The 21,938-nt window shown below is 43.2% G+C and carries 16 protein-coding genes and 4 tRNA genes; 7 read left to right on the top strand and 13 right to left on the bottom strand.

Annotated elements, in window-relative coordinates; genetic code table 11:
* Nucleotides 1–123 precede the first annotated feature (123 nt).
* Entirely contained in the window at nt 124–603 is a 480-nt protein-coding gene (locus G3R48_RS09715) for a WbuC family cupin fold metalloprotein (RefSeq protein ID WP_153662803.1), read from the bottom strand.
* 195 nt (nt 604–798) lie between these two features.
* Nucleotides 799–2,127: an exodeoxyribonuclease VII large subunit gene (xseA, locus tag G3R48_RS09710; protein ID WP_153662801.1), complete on the bottom strand. Its 1,329-nt coding sequence runs from the start codon at nt 2,125–2,127 to the stop codon at nt 799–801.
* 119 nt (nt 2,128–2,246) lie between these two features.
* Here xseA and guaB point away from each other — a divergent pair, with 119 nt between their 5' ends.
* The 3 genes from guaB to tadA all read left to right on the top strand — a co-directional run bounded on the left by guaB (nt 2,247) and on the right by tadA (nt 6,490).
* Nucleotides 2,247–3,719 (top strand): IMP dehydrogenase, encoded by a 1,473-nt coding sequence (gene guaB, locus G3R48_RS09705; RefSeq protein WP_153662799.1) that lies wholly within the window; start codon nt 2,247–2,249, stop codon nt 3,717–3,719.
* A gap of 137 nt (nt 3,720–3,856) precedes the next feature.
* Complete coding sequence (gene guaA, locus G3R48_RS09700; protein ID WP_153662797.1) at nt 3,857–5,434, top strand: glutamine-hydrolyzing GMP synthase; 1,578 nt, start codon at nt 3,857–3,859, stop codon at nt 5,432–5,434.
* A gap of 513 nt (nt 5,435–5,947) precedes the next feature.
* Entirely contained in the window at nt 5,948–6,490 is a 543-nt protein-coding gene (gene tadA / locus G3R48_RS09695; RefSeq protein ID WP_323741257.1) for a tRNA adenosine(34) deaminase TadA, read from the top strand.
* A 59-nt stretch (nt 6,491–6,549) separates the two neighbouring features.
* Here tadA and G3R48_RS09690 read toward each other — a convergent pair whose 3' ends face one another.
* Complete coding sequence (locus G3R48_RS09690) at nt 6,550–6,693, bottom strand: hypothetical protein (RefSeq protein WP_153662795.1); 144 nt, start codon at nt 6,691–6,693, stop codon at nt 6,550–6,552.
* A 112-nt stretch (nt 6,694–6,805) separates the two neighbouring features.
* Nucleotides 6,806–8,245, bottom strand: coding sequence for a membrane-bound lytic murein transglycosylase MltF (mltF, locus tag G3R48_RS09685; RefSeq protein WP_153662793.1), 1,440 nt, complete (start codon nt 8,243–8,245; stop codon nt 6,806–6,808).
* A 374-nt stretch (nt 8,246–8,619) separates the two neighbouring features.
* On the opposite strand from mltF, the gene purL reads away from it, so the two are divergent.
* Nucleotides 8,620–12,501 carry a phosphoribosylformylglycinamidine synthase gene (gene purL, locus G3R48_RS09680; RefSeq protein WP_153663009.1) on the top strand — a complete coding sequence of 1,294 codons (3,882 nt, stop codon included), beginning with the start codon at nt 8,620–8,622 and terminating at the stop codon, nt 12,499–12,501.
* Between the two features lie 415 nt (nt 12,502–12,916).
* On the opposite strand, the gene G3R48_RS09675 is transcribed toward purL, so the two are convergent.
* From G3R48_RS09675 to G3R48_RS09660, 4 genes are all read right to left on the bottom strand, one after another.
* Nucleotides 12,917–12,992 (bottom strand) — tRNA-Thr (locus G3R48_RS09675).
* 37 nt (nt 12,993–13,029) lie between these two features.
* Nucleotides 13,030–13,105 (bottom strand) — tRNA-Phe (locus G3R48_RS09670).
* Nucleotides 13,106–13,452: 347 nt separating this feature from the next.
* Nucleotides 13,453–13,528, bottom strand: a tRNA-Thr gene (locus tag G3R48_RS09665).
* A 37-nt stretch (nt 13,529–13,565) separates the two neighbouring features.
* Nucleotides 13,566–13,641 (bottom strand) — tRNA-Phe (locus G3R48_RS09660).
* 398 nt (nt 13,642–14,039) lie between these two features.
* Here G3R48_RS09660 and G3R48_RS09655 point away from each other — a divergent pair.
* Both G3R48_RS09655 and G3R48_RS09650 read left to right on the top strand, forming a co-directional pair.
* Entirely contained in the window at nt 14,040–14,594 is a 555-nt protein-coding gene (locus tag G3R48_RS09655) for a cytochrome b (protein WP_153662791.1), read from the top strand.
* A 256-nt stretch (nt 14,595–14,850) separates the two neighbouring features.
* Nucleotides 14,851–15,417, top strand: coding sequence for a YceI family protein (locus tag G3R48_RS09650; RefSeq protein ID WP_153663007.1), 567 nt, complete (start codon nt 14,851–14,853; stop codon nt 15,415–15,417).
* On the opposite strand, the gene G3R48_RS09645 is transcribed toward G3R48_RS09650, so the two are convergent.
* From G3R48_RS09645 to mutY, 5 genes are all read right to left on the bottom strand, one after another.
* Nucleotides 15,407–17,791: a GH36-type glycosyl hydrolase domain-containing protein gene (locus G3R48_RS09645; protein ID WP_153662789.1), complete on the bottom strand. Its 2,385-nt coding sequence runs from the start codon at nt 17,789–17,791 to the stop codon at nt 15,407–15,409. The two genes, G3R48_RS09650 and G3R48_RS09645, sit on opposite strands and share 11 nt — an antisense overlap.
* 69 nt (nt 17,792–17,860) lie before the next feature.
* Entirely contained in the window at nt 17,861–18,559 is a 699-nt protein-coding gene (locus G3R48_RS17355) for an MFS transporter (RefSeq protein WP_323741256.1), read from the bottom strand.
* Nucleotides 18,560–18,567: 8 nt separating this feature from the next.
* Nucleotides 18,568–19,266 (bottom strand): MFS transporter, encoded by a 699-nt coding sequence (locus G3R48_RS17350; protein ID WP_267253686.1) that lies wholly within the window; start codon nt 19,264–19,266, stop codon nt 18,568–18,570.
* Nucleotides 19,267–19,650: 384 nt separating this feature from the next.
* Nucleotides 19,651–19,929 carry an oxidative damage protection protein gene (locus tag G3R48_RS09635; protein ID WP_153662787.1) on the bottom strand — a complete coding sequence of 93 codons (279 nt, stop codon included), beginning with the start codon at nt 19,927–19,929 and terminating at the stop codon, nt 19,651–19,653.
* A gap of 9 nt (nt 19,930–19,938) precedes the next feature.
* The gene (gene mutY / locus G3R48_RS09630) at nt 19,939–21,048 is read right to left on the bottom strand and encodes an A/G-specific adenine glycosylase (protein ID WP_153662785.1); all 1,110 of its coding nucleotides are present in this window, start codon (nt 21,046–21,048) and stop codon (nt 19,939–19,941) included.
* Between the two features lie 159 nt (nt 21,049–21,207).
* On the opposite strand from mutY, the gene trmB reads away from it, so the two are divergent.
* The gene (gene trmB, locus G3R48_RS09625; protein ID WP_153662783.1) at nt 21,208–21,924 is read left to right on the top strand and encodes a tRNA (guanosine(46)-N7)-methyltransferase TrmB; all 717 of its coding nucleotides are present in this window, start codon (nt 21,208–21,210) and stop codon (nt 21,922–21,924) included.
* Nucleotides 21,925–21,938: the final 14 nt, after the last annotated feature.

The following is a 21,938-nucleotide window of genomic DNA, read 5'->3' as shown; positions in this document are numbered from 1 at the left end:
TTTTTATTGGCTGTTATTTACGCATATTGATGTGCTTACATGCATGCGGGACAATTGGCTTTATCAACTGGCTTTATCAATTCGCGAAATAATGTTTAGCCCGCTTTGATATTGCCATTGATATTAAAATGCGTCATTCACTTGCGCGCTGCGCATCCAGTTACGGTAATCATCAGCGCCTGACTCGCCTTCTGCTGGACTCCAAGCTGCAAAATCTTCTTTTGGCGTCGGTATATAAGCCCCTTCTTTAATTTCTAAACCAACGGTGCCAGATTGCATGCAAGCATAGCCATGCCAAGTATTTGGCGGGATCTCAATGGCACGGTTAGTGTCAGGTGACAAACTATGGCGTGCAGTTACTTGGCCTTGTTCATTAAAGATTAATAAATCTAATTGTCCCTTTAATACTAAAAACAACTCCCATTTGTGGGCTTCGCTATGACGATGTGGACGCATATAGGTATCAGGCTCAGTAGAAATAAACAGCCGCTGTACTCCAGCATCAAGGGTGTCATGTAAATTGTGGTGACTACGATGACGCGGTGCATTTTGAGCATTTTGACTAAATTGCTTAAAGTCGTCGTTGGAAATGATTTTTAACATGGATATACCTATATTGTATCTGTCTTAATTGGCGGCATGAGCGCCTAAAATAAATGCCAAACAATGGATCCGGCTTTGTCGTTAAACCTGCTTGAAGTGGTGAATACTCATTGATATTCACCAGCATCTTTGATGACACGAAATATAATAAATAAAAAGTAAGCTGTAATGTAATTATTGAATCAATCTAGCGATTTAATTTACAACCGACGTTAATTCACCTGAAGCAAGTGATGTGGTAAGTGTATCGCCAGTTTTTACTTGCACAGAGTCTGTGACCACCTTACCTTGCGCATCTTTAGTGATGGAATAACCGCGGCTTAATGTCGCCAGCGGACTAACTGTATCAAGTTGATGCCCTGCATTAGCAAGGCGATTACTGGCATCAAACAATTTACGCTGCATATTACTGACTAACTGCTGTTGTAAAAATACCAACTTATTGGACTCTATTTGAATAAACTGCGCTGGCGAACATTGCTGTAAACGATGCTGCAAACGTTGTTGTTGCAAAGTGTGCTGGTTCAGTTTGTCGGTTAAAACGCTTTGTAACCTAAGTTGTAATTCATCAAAACGTTGTTCAAATTGTTGCAGTTGACGCTGTGGATCTTGGCGTTGAAATTGATGATTAACGTTATCTAGTATCGACTGTTGGTGTAACTGATAGTGACGCATACTTTGGCGTAGACGATGAAACACCAGCTGCAATTTTTCTTGTTTATTACCTTTGTCTTTAGATAATAACTCAGCTGCGGCAGATGGCGTTGGAGCCCTAAGGTCGGCAACAAAATCACTAATAGTAGTATCAATTTCATGGCCAACAGCGCTTATAACAGGTAGGGCACTGTTATAAATGGTGTGGGCTAATTGTTCATCGTTAAAACACCATAAATCTTCTAATGAACCACCACCACGAGTGACTAACAACACGTCAACTTCTAAGCGTTTATTTGCAAGTTCAATGGCTTGGCATATAAGCTGGCTGGCAGCGCGCCCTTGTACTTGGCTTGGGTACACTACCACCTCTACGGAGGCATCACGGCGTTGTAAAACCTGTAAAATATCGCGCAGCGCTGCCCCAGTAGCTGAAGTGACAACACCAATACGTTGAATATGATTTGGCAGCGTACGCTTGGTATCTGCAGCAAATAACCCTTGCGCGGCAAGCTTTTGCTTTAATGCTTCATATTCTTGTGCGAGCAAACCATCACCGGCAGGCAGCATCGACTCAAGTAGAAGCTGATAATCGCCACGGGGTTCATAAACACTAATATTACCTTTGACTAAGACTTGCTGGCCGTTAACGGGTTTAAAACGTACAGCTTGATTGCGTCCCTTAAACATGGCGCAACGAATTTGGGAGCGACTGTCTTTTAATGTTAAATACCAGTGGCCAGAACTGGGGGATGAAAAATTAGAAATTTCGCCGTTTAACCACACTTTACTAAGTTGGCTTTCGAGTAAATTACGCACTTCACCATTCAACCGTGAAACCGTGAAAACATTGTTTTTTGTGGACGGCATAATAAAACCCGTTCAAATGAGTATTTTATATATTTTCCCATTTACCGACTGCTATATGCAAGGTATAATCCCGCCGCAATATTTACCCTTTCCTACCTACCACTCCTGGGAGATGTTGCATGTTAAGATTAAGAAATGACGCACTAACTTTTGATGATGTTCTATTAGTGCCAGCTCACTCAACCGTCCTCCCAAATACAGCCGTTGTTAAAACGCGACTGACTAAAACAATCGAACTCAATACACCTATTGTTTCTGCCGCTATGGATACCGTCACAGAAGCTCGTTTAGCCATTGCAATGGCGCAAGAAGGCGGCTTAGGTTTTATTCATAAGAATATGACGATTGAACAGCAAGCTGAAGAAGTCAGACAAGTTAAAATTTACGAAGCGGGAATTGTTCAACAACCTGTTACGGTTAAACCAACAACGACACTTGCTGAAGTAAAGCAATTGACCCAGCGTCATGGTTTTGCGGGCTACCCAGTGATTAATGACGCCAATGAACTTGTCGGTATTATTACTGGTCGTGATGTACGTTTTGTGACGAATTGGAACATGACAGTTGAAGAAGTCATGACCCCAAAAGATCGCTTAGTGACCGTTGTTGAAGGCACTAAGTTAGATGAAGTACAAACGCTAATGCATTCACACCGCGTTGAAAAAGTATTGGTTGTAGATGACAACTTCAAACTAGCGGGTTTAATTACCGTTAAAGATTTCCAAAAAGCAGAACAAAAACCGAATGCATGTAAAGATGAATTAGGCCGTTTACGTGTTGGTGCTGCAGTTGGCGCTGGTGCGGGTAACGAAGAGCGTATCGCTGCACTTGTTAACGCGGGTGTTGACGTACTACTAATTGACTCATCTCATGGCCATTCTGAAGGTGTTTTGCAACGCATTCGCGATACTCGCGCAGCTTACCCTGATCTACAAATTGTTGGCGGTAACGTGGCAACGGCTGAAGGCGCATTAGCGTTAGTTGAAGCCGGTGTTAACGCGGTTAAAGTTGGTATTGGCCCTGGTTCAATTTGTACAACACGGATTGTAACCGGTGTGGGTGTACCACAAATTACAGCAGTATCTGATGCTGCTGAAGCGGTTAAACATTTAGATATTCCTGTGATTGCTGATGGCGGTATTCGTTTCTCTGGTGACTTAGCCAAAGCACTGGCTGCGGGAGCATCATGCATCATGGCAGGTTCTATGTTCGCAGGTACTGACGAAGCCCCAGGTGAAACAGAGCTTTATAACGGCCGAGCTTATAAATCATACCGTGGTATGGGCTCGCTTGGTGCAATGACACAAACGCAAGGTTCATCTGACCGGTACTTCCAAAGTGATAACGCGGCAGACAAATTAGTACCAGAAGGTATTGAAGGTCGTGTGGCTTACAAAGGCAAGTTAAAAGAAATCATTCACCAACATATGGGTGGTTTACGTTCATGTATGGGGCTAACAGGTTGTGCAACCATTAAAGACCTTAATGAAAAAGCTGAATTTGTAAAAATCACTTCTGCTGGCATGGGTGAGTCTCATGTCCATGACGTGACGATAAGTAAAGAAGCGCCGAACTACCGTAGCGGTGCTTAATCGACCTAAGCGGCATTAAATGCCGCTTTTTTTCAACCTCAGTGATAACAAAATTGCCGTTAAAGCAAACTAAAGCTGGGGGTGATGTACTCCTACACTGAATACAGTTTTTAAAAAAAACAGATATAAGGTATCCCATGAGCAACATTCATGATCATAAAATCCTGATCCTAGACTTTGGATCGCAATACACTCAGTTGATTGCCCGCCGTATTCGCGAAATTGGCGTTTATTGTGAACTTTGGGCTTGGGATGTATCTGAAGCGCAAATTAAAGAATTTGCTCCTAATGGTATTATTTTAGCTGGCGGCCCTGAAAGTGTTACCGCCAAAGACTCACCTCGTGCCCCTGAATATGTATTTACTGCGGGTGTACCTGTATTAGGTATTTGTTACGGCATGCAAACCATGTCAGAGCAGCTTGGTGGTAAAGTGATTCAAGGTGTGGGTGAAGGTGAATTTGGTTATGCACAAGTTGAAGTGCAAACTGAATCAAACTTATTCAAAAGCATTGAAGATGCATTAAGTGATGACGGTAAACCATTGCTTGATGTATGGATGAGCCATGGTGACAAAGTGTCTGAAATCCCAGAAGGGTTTGTCACTATTGCTAACACCGAAACCTGTCCATTTGCTGCCATGGCTAATGAAGACAAGAAATTCTACGGCGTGCAATTCCACCCCGAAGTGACTCACACTCGCCAAGGAAAACGCATGCTTGAGCATTTTGCATTAGACATTTGTCAATGTGAAGCTAACTGGAAACCTTCATCAATTATCGAAGATGCCGTGGCGCGCTTAAAGCAGCAAATCGGTGATGACGAAGTTATTTTAGGGCTTTCAGGTGGTGTTGATTCATCAGTTGTTGCGATGTTATTGCATCGCGCAATTGGTGATAAGCTGACTTGTGTATTCGTTGATAACGGCCTGCTACGTTTAAATGAAGCGGAGCAAGTCATGGACATGTTTGGCGATCATTTCGGACTGAATATTGTCCATGTTGATGCTGAAAATCGCTTCCTTGACGCCATGGCTGGTGAAGCTGATCCAGAAGCTAAGCGTAAAATTATTGGTCATGTGTTTGTTGATATCTTTGATGAAGAATCTAAAAAATGTGTCAATGCAAAGTGGCTTGCACAGGGGACTATTTACCCTGATGTGATTGAATCTGCTGGCAGCGCCACGGGTAAAGCACATGTGATTAAATCGCACCACAATGTGGGCGGGTTACCAGATGATATGGAATTAGGGTTAGTTGAACCATTACGTGAATTATTTAAAGATGAAGTGCGTAAAATTGGTTTAGAGCTCGGACTGCCATATGACATGCTTTATCGTCACCCGTTCCCTGGGCCGGGTTTAGGTGTGCGCGTATTAGGTGAAGTGAAAAAAGAATATTGTGATTTACTGCGCTTAGCGGATGCTATCTTTATTGAAGAGCTGCATAAAGCTGACCTTTACCATAAAGTCAGCCAAGCATTTACTGTATTCTTACCCGTACGCTCTGTTGGCGTAATGGGCGATGGTCGAAAATATGATTGGGTTGTGTCGCTGCGCGCAGTGGAAACTATTGACTTCATGACAGCCCATTGGGCGCACTTACCGTATGATTTCTTAGGCCGTGTGTCTAACCGTATTATTAATGAAATCGATGGTATCTCACGTGTGGTTTATGATATTTCAGGTAAGCCACCTGCAACAATTGAGTGGGAATAACACGTAACTGACTTAAGTTCAGTTGACGGTAAAATAACCATAAAAGGCGCTTAGGCGCCTTTTTTATGTTAATTGTTTCTGTTTTTAAGTGTTTTTATGACGTGTTGTTATTACCAAAAGTGGTTAATAAAGGCTATTTATCGCTTTTGTTAAGTACCTTTGTCATTTAAGGTACGTTGCTGCATGCAAGTGCTGCCATATCATTATTAACGCTTATGTCATTAATGTTATGCGACTAATGTTATGCCTCAATTGCTTGGTGATTTGTGTTTATAGCAAAGTATAATGGCAGGGCTGAATGACGGGTTATGGCATGTTGAAAATCATCTACAAGGGACAAGTATGTCTGAAACCAAAACGGGCAATATAGTTGCTAAATCAACCCTTAATACCGATGCCGATGATAACGTCACCGGCACCGCTGTTGAAGTGGTCGAAAAGGTTACAGTTACTGCATCAAAAGCCAATTCTATAACACCTTCAACTACTTGTTCTGATTCGGAATTAACTGATATCGACGTTACGCCAACAGTGTCTGTCGAGCAAGCCGCACTCGATGAAAAGTGGATGCGCGTGGCAATGGCACAAGCAACGCTTGCTGAAGCTAAAGGCGAGGTGCCAGTCGGTGCGGTGTTAGTGCAAGATGATACCCTGATTGCAAGCGGTTACAACTTAAGTATTTGTGAACATAACCCTACCGCTCATGCTGAAATAGAATGCATACAAGCAGCAGGTAAAGTACTGAAAAACTATCGTATGTTAAATACTACGTTATATGTCACCTTAGAGCCTTGTTCAATGTGCGCAGGGGCAATGGTACATAGTCGTATAGCAAGAGTGGTTTATGGAGCGGATGACCTTAAAACGGGTGCGGCGGGCAGTGTGGTGGATTTATTACGACACCCGCAATTTAATCATCAACTTGAGGTGACAAAAGGGGTGTTAGCAGAAGAATGTGCTGCGCAACTAAGCCAATTTTTTAAACGCAGACGCGCAGAAATTAAAGCGGCCAAACAAGCAAAGCGCCAAGCACAAACCCAAGACCAAACAAGATAATCAATGTGGTTAACATTGTGCTTGGTTAATTTAGACTAATGGGGAATTAAGGGGGGACGTTAGCTTTCTTCTTCTTTAGGCGAAGGCGCGGTTGGCCACCAATACAAGAAGTGTGAACGTTGACGTTCATGCGTTCTACGTCGTTGACGTTTCATCATAATTCTGCGGCGAGTCGAGGTATTCATCATCGATTGTTTACGCATAACGGCTCCGAGAATAACGCATTCTCTATCATTTATCAGGCCGATGTATTGTAAACAGTTCTACGCTTGCAACCAAGTTTTTTTGTTTGCAAAATGTGTGAACTTGTAGCGATTATTGAGCCGATTCTAATATTGGGTTAATTTTTTCCTCTGCGACAATTTCACCATCTGGCACTGCATCTAGGTTGTTTTTCTCATTAAGCTGTTTGGTTTGATTATCGACCCACACTAAGGTGTCGTAATAACGTCGAATATTGTCCACATAATAAACCGCTTCGCCGCCTCTGGCATAACCATAGCGGGTTTGTTTGTAATATTTAGATTGCTGCAATAGGGGGAGAACCTTTTTTACATCTCGCCAAGCACTCGGATCTAACCCCATCGATTGTGCCATTTTACGGGCATCTTCTACATGGCCTAAGCCCACATTGTAAGATGCTAAAGCAAACCAAGTACGCTGATTATCAGGGATAGACTCAGGCAATCTATCAAGCATATTTTGTAAATATTTCGCCCCACCGCGGATACTTTGTTCTGCATCAAGTCGGTTTTTAACCCCAACATATGACGCAGTCGGTCTGGTGAGCATCATCATGCCACGAACACCGGTAGGTGATCGCGCTTTGGGATTCCAGTGAGACTCTTGATAACTGGTAGCGGCTAGTTTGCGCCAATCAAGTGTGCCTGCATATTTTTCAAACATGTTTTGATATTCAGGCAACACATTATCAATGGCGCGAATAAATGCGCGGGTATCAACATAATCAAATCGTTTTACATGACCAAAGTATTTTTCATCAAGGTATTCAAAGGTACCAGCACGTTTTTGTTGGTGCCAAAATGTCAGTAATTGACTCATAAGAGAATCATCGCTGTCAGCAGGTAACAACCATGTGACTTCAGTCTTTTCTTCTAAGGTCATTGCTTCACGCAGTTCGGGTAAAAAACGCTGTGAAATTAATAAACTGTTAGAGTCGATGACGGTGTAATCAAGTTCGCCGCTCACAACCATGGCAAGCAAAGCTTCATAATCGATATTTTTAGCGGTTTGCCAATGTAACTTAGGGAAGTCACTTTGTAAGTTTATTAAGGTATTTTCGGCGGCAGAGTCGGGCAGTATCATCACTTTGCCAGATAATTGACTAATGTCTCGAGGCCTAAAATGGCCAGCTTTGTAAACCAAAACCTGATTAACATAATACAAAGTTGGCCCTAGTTTAAATTGTTCAGCTCGGGTTGGGGTTTTAGAAATACCTGCAGCAATAAGATCTATTTGTTGGTTTTTTAATGCGCTAAATAAATGGCTACGGTCATTAAAAGGCACCATTTGTAATTCTACGTCTAAAAACTCTGCAAAGCGCTGCGCCATTTCAAAATCAAAACCAGACTCACCATGTTCAGATTTTAAATAAATCTGTGGCCCATACAATGTCCCCACCTTTAGAACAGTGCGCTTGACTGGTGTGTTGGCGACTTCAATTTCGTCTATTTTGACCGGCTGACAGGCGGTTATAAATACAAAAAAGAAACCAATTTTGAGTTTATTGAGCATAACGTTAGGGGGCGTAACCTCGTAATGAATTGAATTTATAGTTGATTATGTATTTGATGAGAATGATGATTATCAACAATCAATAAGATAATGGCTAATGCTAATTATATGTTAAATAAAGGTGAGGCCAATGGTCACTTTATCATTAGTTGTTCATCTCGTCTAAAACTGAATCCATAATAACTCACTTTTAGGCGAAAAAATAACCGGCAAAAGCTGATTGTGACAGGGCTTTTAAGCAATTTAATCGTTACATATTTCCTGTAGCGGGAAACACTGTTTTAGTAAGCTGTAGCTGATGATTTGTATTAGTCAATTCCCTATAATAGCGCCAATTCTGACCCTGCTATACAAATATAAGGTGAATAGACGTGATGGAAATCTTTCGTGGAGCCCCGGCACTTTCTGCATTTAGAGTTCAAAAACTCATGGAGGCCTGCGACAGTGCAGCACTTCCTGTGTCCAATATCTACGCTGAATATGTCCATTTAGCTGACTTAACCCAGCCATTAGATGACAATGAACGTCAGCAACTCGAACGAATTCTCACTTATGGTCCAGCGATAGAATCTCATTCACCACAAGGGCAACTTGTGTTTGTTACCCCTCGAGCAGGCACCATTTCTCCTTGGTCTTCAAAAGCAACTGACATTGCTCACAATTGTGGTTTAGCACAAGTGACCCGCCTCGAACGTGGTATTGCGTATTATGTTGAGTCAAGTGAACTAAATGCTGAGCAACAAAAGCAGTTAAATAACTTATTACATGACCGTATGGTGGAAGTTATTTTACCTAGCTTTGAACAAGCTAGCGTGTTGTTTGAACGCACAGCGCCAGCGCAATATAAAAGCGTTAATATTTTAGGTGAAGGCCGCAGAGCATTAGAGGTGGCGAACACCCAACTGGGTTTAGCATTAGCTGATGACGAGATTGATTATTTAGTTGAAAACTTCATTAAGCTAAACCGTAATCCAAATGACATCGAGCTGATGATGTTTGCCCAAGCCAACTCTGAACATTGTCGTCATAAGATTTTTAATGCTGACTGGACCATCGACGGTGAAGTGCAACCAAAATCATTATTCAAAATGATTAAAAACACCTTCGAAACCACGCCTGAACATGTGTTATCCGCTTATAAAGATAACGCCGCCGTGATGGAAGGCAGTGTTGCAGGGCGTTTCTTCCCCGACCCAGACGGTACTTACAACTATCACACTGAGCCAATGCATGTGTTGATGAAAGTTGAAACCCATAACCATCCAACTGCCATTAGCCCATATCCTGGCGCTGCGACAGGTTCTGGTGGTGAAATCCGTGATGAAGGTGCAACTGGCCGTGGTTCAAAACCAAAAGCGGGTTTAACCGGTTTTACCGTGTCTAACTTAAAAATCCCTGGTTTTGTACAACCTTGGGAAGCCGACTATGGCAAACCAGACCGCATTGTGACGCCATTAGACATTATGATTGAAGGCCCATTAGGTGGCGCGGCGTTTAACAACGAATTTGGTCGCCCAGCATTAACAGGTTACTTCCGCACCTACGAGCAACAAGTTTCCAGCCATAACGGTGTTGAAGTGCGTGGTTATCATAAACCCATCATGCTTGCTGGTGGTTTAGGTAACATTCGCGAAGAACATGTTCAAAAAGGTGAGATCACTGTTGGCGCTAAATTAATTGTGCTTGGTGGCCCGGCAATGAACATCGGCCTTGGTGGCGGCGCCGCGTCTTCAATGACGTCTGGTCAATCAAGTGAAGATTTAGACTTTGCTTCAGTTCAGCGTGAAAATCCAGAAATGGAGCGCCGCTGTCAAGAAGTTATCGACCGATGCTGGCAGCTTGGTGATGACAACCCAATTCAGTTTATTCATGACGTGGGTGCTGGTGGGTTATCAAATGCTTTCCCTGAATTAGTCGATGACGGCGGACGCGGTGGTTTATTTGACCTACGTAACGTGCCATCTGATGAGCCAGGCATGAGCCCGTTAGAAATTTGGTGTAACGAATCACAAGAACGTTATGTGATGTCAGTAGCGCCAGAAAACTTACAACAGTTTGCCGATATTTGTGCTCGTGAACGTGCGCCATTTGCCGTAGTAGGTGAAGCGACACAAGAGCGTCACCTTACCTTGGCTGACAGTCACTTTAACGACAAACCAATCGACTTACCGCTTGAAGTATTATTAGGTAAAGCACCTAAAATGAGCCGTGATGTGGTGTCAGCTAAAGCACAGTCTCCTGCTGTTGACCAAACTAAGATTGATTTAAAAGATGCGGTAAAACGTATTCTTACATTACCAACCGTTGCTGATAAAACCTTCCTTATCACCATTGGCGACCGCTCGGTAACGGGTTTAGTTAACCGTGACCAATTAGTTGGCCCTTGGCAGGTTCCTGTTGCTGATTGCGCGGTGACAGCGTCAAGTTTTGACAGCTACGCCGGTGAAGCGATGGCAATGGGTGAACGTACCCCGCTGGCACTGCTTGATTTTGACGCTTCTGCTCGTATGGCCGTTGCTGAATCAATCATGAACATTGCCGGTACTGACATCGGTTCATTTAAACGCATTAAGTTATCTGCTAACTGGATGTCACCAGCAGGTCATCCAGGTGAAGACGCCGGTCTTTATGAAGCGGTTAAAGCCATCGGTGAAGATTTATGTCCAGAGCTTGGCTTGACTATCCCAGTGGGTAAAGACTCAATGTCAATGAAGACAGCTTGGGAAGATAACGGCGAAAACAAAACGGTAACGTCTCCTCTTTCGCTCGTGATCACCTCATTTGGCGTGGTTAACGACATTCGTAAAACGGTCACTCCAGAGCTTCGCAGCGACAAAGGCGACAGCCAATTATTGATGCTCGATCTTAGCAACGGCCAACACCGTTTAGGTGGCTCTTGTTTAGCACAGGTTTACAGTGAACTGGGCGACGTTGCACCAACATTAGATAAAGCATCTTCACTTGCTGGCTTCTTTGAAGTGATGCAGCAATTAGTAAATGACCAAAGCGTGATGGCTTACCATGACCGCAGTGACGGTGGTTTATTTACCACGCTAGTGGAAATGGCATTTGCTGGTAACACAGGTTTAGATATTGACCTTGCTTCATTACAAGGCACTGATATTGAGCGTTTGTTTAACGAAGAGTTAGGCGGCGTAATCCAAGTGGCTCAAACTGATGTTGACGCAGTTAAAGCCGCATTTACCGCAAAAGGCGTCGCTTGTCATGCAATCGGTACCTTAGTTGCAGGTAACAGCATTAGCATTAAAGATGGCGAGCGTGTGGTATTTGAAGACACGCGTACGGCTCTGCGTACCCTTTGGTCTGAAACGACTTACCGTATGCAAGCATTACGTGACAACCCGGAATGCGCTAAAGAAGAGTTTGAGCTTAAACAAGTTGCTGACGCTCCAGGCCTTAAAGTGAAATTAGGCTTTAACCCAAGTGAAGATGTTGCCGCGCCATATATTGCTAAAGGTGCTGCACCTAAAATGGCAATCTTACGTGAGCAAGGGGTTAACTCGCATGTTGAAATGGCTGCAGCATTTGACCGCGCAGGCTTTGAAAGTCGCGACGTTCACATGTCAGACATTTTAGCCGGTCGTATTAGTCTAGAAGAGTTCCAAGGCCTAGTGGCTTGTGGTGGTTTCTCTTACGGTGACGTATTAGGTGCTGGTGAAGGTTGGGCTAAATCCATCTTATTTAACAACCGCGCGCGTGATGAATTCAGTCGTTTCTTTGAACGTGACTCAAGCATTGCCTTAGGTGTATGTAACGGTTGTCAGATGTTATCTAACTTAAAAGAAATCATCCCGGGAAGTGAGCACTGGCCACGTTTTGTTCGTAACCGCTCAGAGCGTTTTGAAGCGCGTTTCAGCTTGGTTGAAGTACAAGATAGTCCATCAGCATTCTTGTCTGGTATGGCTGGCTCTCGTATGCCGATTGCAGTCTCTCACGGTGAAGGTTTAGCCGAGTTTGCATCAGCACAAGCATTAGCCGCAGCAGAAGCGTCAGGCACAATTGCACTGCGTTATGTTGACGGTAATGGCGCAATAGCAACACAATACCCGCTAAACCCAAATGGTTCGCCTAATGGTATGACAGGCCTGTGTTCTACTGATGGCCGCGTGACGATTATGATGCCGCACCCTGAGCGTGTGTTTAGAACGGTAGCTAACTCTTGGCACCCACAAGAGTGGGGCGAAGATAGCCCATGGATGCGTATGTTCCGTAATGCACGCGTTAAAATCGGTTAAGCTGAACTGACTTATTGCTTTGGTGCTAACTGCCATAGAAAATAGCAATAAAGAACAGCGTTAATCTAAAAGGCGACCAAGTGGTCGCCTTTTTGTTGCCTGACGATCGCAGTTGCGTTGCTGTTTGAGTAAGCGATTGGTATTAAGCGTCAGAGGTTTTTTAGGCACGCTATTTAGGGGTTGTTTCCGGTATTCGATTTAGGGATTATTTTGATATTCGATTTGGATTCGCATTTAACAATGGGGGATATAGGTAACAGTTTAAAACTCAGGGAGGTATCTTGAGAGTTATGCTAAATACGCGCTATAGGCAATAATCAATGTGGCTTGAAAGTAGCAAATGGAAGTCGTTAATTGGGTGAAGGATTAATGACAGATACAAAAAAGCCACTCTGTTGAGTGGCTTGTCTGTATATGGTGCCGGCACCAAGAGTCGAACTCGGGACCTACTGATTACAAGTCAGTTGCTCTACCAACTGAGCTATACCGGCTAATTTTTTTAACAGTGACACACTATTAAATAAATTGTGGTGCCCGAACCCGGAATCGAACCAGGGACACGAGGATTTTCAATCCTCTGCTCTACCGACTGAGCTATTCGGGCAACTAAACTAAAGCGTTAGTTGTCTACTACAAACTAGCTTAACGTAAGCGTTAACCCATGTTGTTTGGAGTGCGCACATATTATAGAGATGTGTTTTATCCTGCAAGTGATTTTTCAGCTTATTGGGTTGTTTGGATGGATCTTAGCCGTTTGCTATAGAGGTTGATATAAAAAATGGCTGATTTAGTTTCAAATGCTCATCATCGCCGATTCAGTATTGTTTGATATGCAGTGGAATAAACACTTGAAAGCTGATTAGCTTGATAGCTGGCTAGGTTGTTAACTGAACTGGGAAGGGCAAGTTTAGCCCACAAAAAAGCCACTCTATTGAGTGGCTTGTCTGTATATGGTGCCGGCACCAAGAGTCGAACTCGGGACCTACTGATTACAAGTCAGTTGCTCTACCAACTGAGCTATACCGGCTAATTTTTTTAACAGTGACACACTATTAAATAAATTGTGGTGCCCGAACCCGGAATCGAACCAGGGACACGAGGATTTTCAATCCTCTGCTCTACCGACTGAGCTATTCGGGCAACTAAACTAAAGCGTTAGTTGGCTACTGCAATAACATTGGCGTAAACGCTGATGTCATTGAAGTGGCCACATATTATAGTGATGAATTTTAACGTGCAAGTGGTTTTTTGGCTTAATTGAATTGTTAGCCTAGTTAATGCGCAATTATTGACGATTTATTACTTATCGGCACATTTATCTTCCATTAAAGTACGTCTCATAATGTATCAACTAAGACTGATTGAGCGATATTAAACAATAGATGAGATAAGCTTGGTATATATTACTGGGTTATTAACCGATATCTTGTTACTGCTCGCTAGTTGCGGGCGCAAGATTAAATGATAAACCGGTTTAATATTGGCTACATTACCGTTCAACCAAAGCACAAGTAATAGCAGTGAAATAAGGGACAACCATGTTTAAAAACCAGTTAAGTGGTTATGGCATTATCGCCATTTTGCTGCATTGGCTTAGTGCCGCGCTCATTATTGGGCTGTTTGGGTTAGGTTGGTGGATGGTTGATTTAAGTTATTACAGCCAGTGGTATCAACAAGCGCCGCATATTCATAAAAGTGTTGGCTTGATATTACTGCTTTTAACCCTATTACGCCTGCTTTGGAACATGGTGAATATAAAGCCAGCCCCTTTAGCACAGCATAAAAAATGGCAGCAATTAAGCGCGCGTTGGGCGCAGCGCAGCATGTATCTCATTATGCTGAGCATTATGTTCTCTGGCGTATTGATATCTACTGCTGATGGTCGTTCAATTTGGGTTTTTGATTGGTTTGAACTGCCCGCACCTAAGGTATTGATAGCCGACCAAGCTGTGGTTGCAGGCAATATTCATCAATGGTTAGCGTATACCTTAATCGGGTTAGTTTTCATTCACACATTGGCGGCGCTTAAACACCATTTTTTTGATAAAGACCAAACCTTGATGCGGATGTTAAAGCTGAAAAATGCCAAGTAGCATATTTAGCAATAAACCTAAGTGTTAGATGTTTAGCGATAAGTGATAAAAAAATGCGACAAGTTAACCGTAAGTCAATAAACGCCATTGAGTAAAAAATAGTGGATATTAACTATCAATTGGCATAAACCCTAAGCGGTTTAGATTAACAACGACAGCCTAATGCTGGCTAATTAAATGAATGAATAACACAAAGGAATGGAATATGAATAAAGGCGTGGAGTTATATAAAAAATCAACAACGGGCTTAGCGGCAATGTTGTTATCAGTAGCTGTTTTGAGTGGCGTTTTTATCGCTGCGCCAGTGCAAAGCGCTGAATATAAAATAGATACTCAAGGGGCACATGCTTTTATTCAATTTAAAGTCAGCCATTTAGGTTATAGCTTTGTTATGGGACGTTTTAATGAATTTTCCGGCGAGTTTAATTTTGACGCGCAAAATATCAATGACGCCAAGGTCAGCGTGACCATTAACACCCAAAGTGTGGACTCAAATCATGCTGAGCGCGATAAACACCTACGCGGTAAAGACTTCTTAAATACAGCGGCATTTCCAAAAGCGACGTTCGTTTCAACTTCTGTGGTCGAACAAGGTGATAAAAAATTTACCATTAATGGTGATTTGACCTTTAATGGCGTAACGAAGCCGATAAGTATCGACGCGTTAGCTATTGGCGCAGGTAAAGACCCTTGGGGCGGTTATCGCGCCGGTTTTAGCGGTACAACACGCTTTAAAATGAAAGATTATAATATGCGCATGGACTTAGGGCCGGCTTCTGCTTATGTAGACCTAACGCTCGTTGTTGAAGGGATTAAGCAATAATTACCGTTAACTGGTAATGCGCTCCCGGTTGTATGTTATCAATAATGCGCTTTGGCAGTTGCTCACCGTTAAGCCATAAGGTAACGTTTTTCGCTGCGGTGGAGTGACTATCGGCAGTTGCTTGGCCTTTTAACTGTTGATAGCTCACTTCAAATGTTGCGCCGCGAAACTCACGCGTGGCATTCAAGGTTTGCCAATGTGACGGTAAATTAGGTTTTACCAATAACCCTTGAGGACAGCCTTGTAAACCTAATACTTTTTCAATAATGCAGCGGTAATACCATGCAACCGTGCCAGTATTAAAAAGTTGGCTTGATTTACCCGCAACATCGGGCTGTTGGTAATACGCGCCGCGATAATAATTTGGAATAAACACAGGCAATTGCCCACGGGTCAATAAATCATCCTCGTCCATTGTAGGCAGCATTTTGCTGATGACCTCCCACGCACCGTCGCCATCACCTTGTTCGAGTAAAGCAAAGGCGTAGAAAATAGCGGCATGATTATACACTGAGCCATTTTCTGCTGTGCCGGGATACTTTTGGGTGACTCGGCCAATGTCTTCGCGCATTTTGGTGTAACTTGGTGCCAACATCATAAGGCCAAATGGTGTGGCAAGCTGTTGTTTTACTTGATGGTAAATACTGCATTTTTGTTGTGCATCAGCTGCACCTGCAAGTAGGGCGAAGCTTTGTGGGTTGGCAAATATTCGCCCTTCAGTGTCAGTGCTTACGCCAAACCCAACGCCGTCATCAGTTATTCCTCGGTGATACCAAGCTCCGTCCCAACAATGCTGATTAACGCAATGATTAATGTCATTGGCAACTAACGCTAACTGCGCGGCGAGTTCGTGTTCTTGTTGCTGCAGGGCAATGACTCGCCAAATATTAAGGGCATAAGCGGTGGCCAAACTCAACCAAGTGGACACGCCTTTACCTTTGTAACCCACCATGTTCATCGGATCGCACCAATCACCTTGGGCAATAAAACTTAACCCGCGTTTATCGCGCTGCGATAACAGCCATTCAATAGCAAGAGTGATGTGCTCAAATACCGACACTTGCTCAGTGCTGTCTTTAAAAGGCAGCTTTAATGATAGCAATGCATAGTCATTGGTTTCGTTTAAATATGCTTGTAGGCAGATGATAAGCCATACACAGTGATCGCTATGTGGTATTTGGTTAATGTATTTAAGGCTGGCTTTTTCATGCAATAGAATACCATCAGGCATTGCGCCGCTGTGGTATTGCTGACTTATGGCGGTGATAAATGCTTGCTGACTAGTTTGTGGATTAATATAAGCCATCCCCATGGCATCTTGTAAATAGTTGCGGGTTTGTGGATCAGTCGATAAGCGATTGACATCGCCATGATAAAACGCCTGCCTTGGTAGCCAATGATTAACAAATTGATTAATGTCAGCATCGGGGGAGTTAATGCGTATGCAGCCTTGGCCTGATGTTATGTAATCTTGGTATTGGGCTTTTGCACGTTTAAATTGTGTTGCTCCCATATATTGCTGTTTTAATTGTATTGCCTGCTCGGCAGACTCAATAGGCGCAAAGATAAAATGTTGTTGATATTGGCTATTGGCGGATAATTCAATAGCAAACTGCATGGCAGCAGTTGGGGTTTCGTATTTAGCTAACCCCCGTTGCAACTGAGTTTGGTATACACCGTCGGGAAAGTTAAGCCCACCTTCACCTTCAAATTGTGCTTGGCGGGTTTCAAAGCTGGTGGCTGCAAACTCGCTAATTAACACGGTTGAGTCTTTGTGGCGTTGATTTGCAAAATAGTGTTCAACTTTTTGGTAAGGGGTAATACTTTCACAGATAATGGCGTTTAAATTGTCGTCGTAATAGGCCGACTGATTCATCCATGATTTATACCCCACTGGAAAGTAACTGTATAAACTCAACTTTCTGGCTTTTCCCGACATGTCAGTGAGGTTAATTTGCCATAACTCGGCAACGTCATCACATGGCAAGGTAAGAGTTAATTCTACTAATAATTGCTGCTGGGCGATTATCCAGCGAATTTTTGATTTTCCGGCAATAAAATGAAATTCATCAGGCGTTTTTTTTACCGGTGCATACGGCACCGAAAACACGTGTTGGTTTTGTTCGTCTTTTATATAGAAAAACCGCCCCGGATGGTGGCTGTAATAAGGGTGCTCAGGTTGAATGAACGTGGTGGCCTCGATATTAGGGCCATGGGCATATTTTGCCGGCTCTGGTTGCATAAATTGTGCGGTGGCATAACCGCGACAATTCATTTGGATCATCATGTGTTTGTTCCACAAAAAACTACCCGCATCAGGCATTTTTGTTGGACTATTTAGGCTTACATCACCATTTAAATGGTACTCAATCATATTGTCACTCTCAATTTGGCAATTTAAATCACATGGTTACAAACAAGGTTGCGTTAACACACTAAAGACTTAGCTACTTGATGAAACCGATGAATTATTGGGCGGATAAAGAGCTTGATTGACTTGCTGCATTTTTTGCTCATTTAAGCTGTAACGACTGATCACCCAAACGGCGATAATGGCAAATATGGCGGGTATTAAGGTGTTAAGTAATACGATCCCTAATTGAGAATCGCTAGATTGTTGTTGATTGGCGACATAACCCATGGAAGATAAAATCCATCCCATCATCGCGCCAGCAATTGCGCCGCCCAATTTTTGTGAAAACGCTGCGGCAGAAAAAATCATCGCAGTGGCGCGACGACCGTGTTGATACTGGCCATAATCTGCGGTGTCGGCATACATTGAAAATACCAATGGCGACTTTGGCCCTAAACAAAAGCCAATTAATGCCTGCATAACAAACATCAACACAATTTGTTCGGGCGCGATAAAGTAAAACCCGCAACACAAAATGGCCACACAGGTCATTAAGGTAATAAGTAGTCGCCGTTTATCCATCAATTTAGTTAGCAAAGGTGTGCTAGCTGCGCCAATGGCAAGAGCCATCATGTAAGTGGCGGTAAAACTGCCGATGAGGTCTTCGCGGCCGACATAATATTTAAAATAAAATGTTCCGGTGCTAGCGCGTAAGGTGATGGTTAGCATAATGATCAGTGCCAATGAAAATAAAACTAACCACGGCTTGTTGCTAAGTAGATCGCGAATGTCTTGTTTTACTGAGCTGCGTTGGTTCGCGGGGGGCTAATGCGTTCTTGGGTGGTGAAAAAACTAATGCTAAAGCATACCGCTGCCACTAATCCATAAACCATCATGGTTAATTGCCAGCCAAGCTGCTCATCACCACTGCCTAACCAATTAACTAATTCAGGGGTTAAAAATGCCACTAAAGTGCCGCCTGAAAACGCACCAATAAATCGAAAGCTGGTTAAGGTAGTTCGCTGTTGGCTGTTTGAGGTCATGACTCCAAGTAATGCGCCGTAAGGTACATTGATAAAGGTGTAAGCCAACATCATAAAAATATAAGTGGCATAAGCCCAAATTAACTTACCGTTGTCGTTTAAGTCTGGCACGGTAAAGGTCAGTACCCCGGCGGCTATAATCGGCACTATGCCGAGTAATAAGTATGGCCTGAACTTGCCAAAACGGCTGCGGGTTCTGTCGGCAATCGCACCCATTAATGGGTCTGAAAATGCATCAATTAACCGAGTCACTAACATCATGGTGCCAACGGCTGCAGCGGAAATACCAAATACGTCGGTGTAGAAAATAAATAAAAAAACGTCAAATACTCGCCAATAAAAGTTAGAGGCTACATCTCCCATGGCGTAACCCACTTTTTCACTTAAACGTAATGTGGCGTTAGGCTGCATTGAGTTAGACGTTAAGCTGTTATCGTTGTTATTTGATTGCATTATTAACGTATCCATCGTTTTAAATGACAAAAAAACAAGCGATTTTTCCCTAGATAATGACTTATAAATATTATCTGACCACAAAATGTAACCGCTTACATTGTGATTAAAATGTAAACTATCGTTGCTTTGTTGACTAGTGTTTTTTTGATATCGCTTTAAAAACGGATGAATTTTTTAGAGCAATTTAGGGTTGATAACGCAGCGTCAAAATATGGAGCTTGTTTGATTAACATTAGCGAGCGCATGTTGTTAGGTCATTAGTGCGGATTAAGACAGCGGGTACAATCAAGGTAAGTAGGTGCTTACTTAAACGATAAAAAGCTCACATAACAAATAAGTCTATGCGAGCTTTAATCTTAACTGTTAAAACGTATGCTTGTTTTAGTCTTCATCGGTAGGTGGTACAAAGCCTTCAATTTCAACTTCATGGCCTTCAAATAAAAACTTAACCATGTTTTCTTCAAGCATTTTTCGGTCATCAGCGTTCATCATATTAAGCTTGTTTTCGTTGATTAGCATGGTTTGTTTCTTTTGCCACAACCCCCAAGCTTCTTTACTGATAGTGTCGAAAATACGCTTACCAAGTTCACCTGGGTAAAGCTGAAAGTCTAAGCCGTCTGCTTCTTTATTAAGATAAACGCAGTTGATTGTACGAGCCATGATTACTCCTTAATGAGAACGATTGGCGAGGTGAGGCAGTAAAGCGGATAAGTTATCCAAAATACGTTCTGTTGCGGCTGCTAAGCCCACTTTCGCTCTTTGATTGATGTTATACCAGAGCACGGAAGATTGTTCCATGACCTTTGTCTCGTGAGGCATTAATGAACCACTGCTCATTGGCGTGTTAACCGAGACTAATACTGGCGTAATGTCTAAATGGAAATGGCTAAAAGTATGCCTAAAGCCACTAAGCTGTTCATTGTACGAGGTTAAATTGTGCTGCGCTATGTATTGAGTCATCGCCAGTTGGCTGTCAAATTCAGGGAAGCACCACAGGCCGCCCCATATGCCAGTCGGTGGCCGTTGAATTAATTGCACTTGAGCATCATTTTGTGGGTCAATGATCACCAACATCCATGCTTGTTTAGCGGGAATCGTCTTTTTAGGCTTTTTAGCGGGAAATGCTTGTTGACGACCTTGGCGCTGGGCTTGGCAGTCAACTGCAATAGGGCATTGCGCGCATTTGGGTTTTGAGCGGGTACAAATATTTGCGCCCATATCCATCATTGCTTGGTTAAATTGTCGAATATGTTGCTTTGGGGTGACTTTTTCAGCGATTTGCCACAGCGTTTGTTCAACTGCTTTTTTGCCTGGCCAGCCTTCAACAGCTTGATGACGTGACAACACACGTTTTACATTGCCATCTAAAATTGGGTGATATTGACCTAAAGATAAAGACAAAATTGCCCCAGCGGTTGAACGGCCAATACCTGGCAAGGCTAACACTTGTTCAAAATCAGTCGGGAACTGACCTTGATGTTGGTCGCGCACTTGTTGAGCGGCTTTATGCAGATTACGCGCTCTGGCGTAATAACCTAAGCCGGTCCACAGGTGCAAGACTTCATCTTGTGGCGCATTGGCAAGGTCGGTCACCGTGGGAAATTGGCTCATAAAAGCATGGTAATAAGGGATAACCGTCGCCACTTGGGTTTGTTGCAACATGATTTCCGATACCCACACTCTATATGGGGTTTTATCATGTTGCCAAGGTAGGGTTTTACGCCCGTGTAGGTCGTACCATTGGGTGATACGGTTTGCAAAAGAAGAGGTCAGTTTCATGGGCGCAGTGTATCCAGCTCGATGCTTTTGCACAAGAGGCAGGTATATTGTTATTGGGTACTACCATAAGCGGTTTGAGTTTGAGTATAATGGCTGATTACCGAAATAAATTGACTATGATTAGCGACAAGAACTCAGCTAATGATAAATGAGGCCCAAATGAGCGATGTAACCACAGCGGAATTCAATGAAGAAGGGAGATACCTTCGCAAAGTGAGAAGCTTTGTTTTAAGAGAAGGCCGTTTAACCAAAGGACAGCAACAAGCTATTGAGTCACATTGGCCAACAATGGGCTTAGACTACACCCCTGAGGCAATAAACCTAACAGAGGTGTTTGGTCGTGAGGCTGATACCGTGCTTGAAATTGGCTTTGGTATGGGTGCATCTTTGGTTGAAATGTCTGCTGACGCGCCAGAGAAAAACTTTATTGGTATTGAAGTGCACAAACCGGGTGTGGGTGCATGTCTAGCCGATGCGGGTGAAGCTGGGGTAACCAATTTACGCGTTTATCACCATGATGCGATGGAAGTGCTTGAAAATAGCATTGCTGATGGCTCATTAGCCCGAGTGCAGTTATTCTTCCCAGATCCTTGGCATAAAAAACGTCACCACAAACGCCGTATTGTGCAGCAAGAATTTGCTCAGTTAATTCGTCGTAAATTAAAACTGGGCGGTGTGTTCCACATGGCGACCGATTGGGAAAACTACAGCGAGCATATGCTTGAAGTCATGAATGCCTGTGAAGGTTATAAAAACCAATCTAAAGATGGTACCGTGGTCGAGCGCCCTGACACTCGCCCATTAACCAAGTTTGAAGCACGTGGTCACCGTTTAGGGCACGGCGTGTGGGACATCATGTTTGAAAAAACAGCTTAATAATTGACATCATA

The organism is Shewanella intestini, assembly GCF_018221465.1.
In the GTDB taxonomy this organism is placed as follows: Bacteria; Pseudomonadota; Gammaproteobacteria; order Enterobacterales; family Shewanellaceae; genus Shewanella; species Shewanella intestini.
Note: the sequence above shows the minus strand (reverse complement) of the source record. Positions and strands in the feature narration are given on the sequence as shown.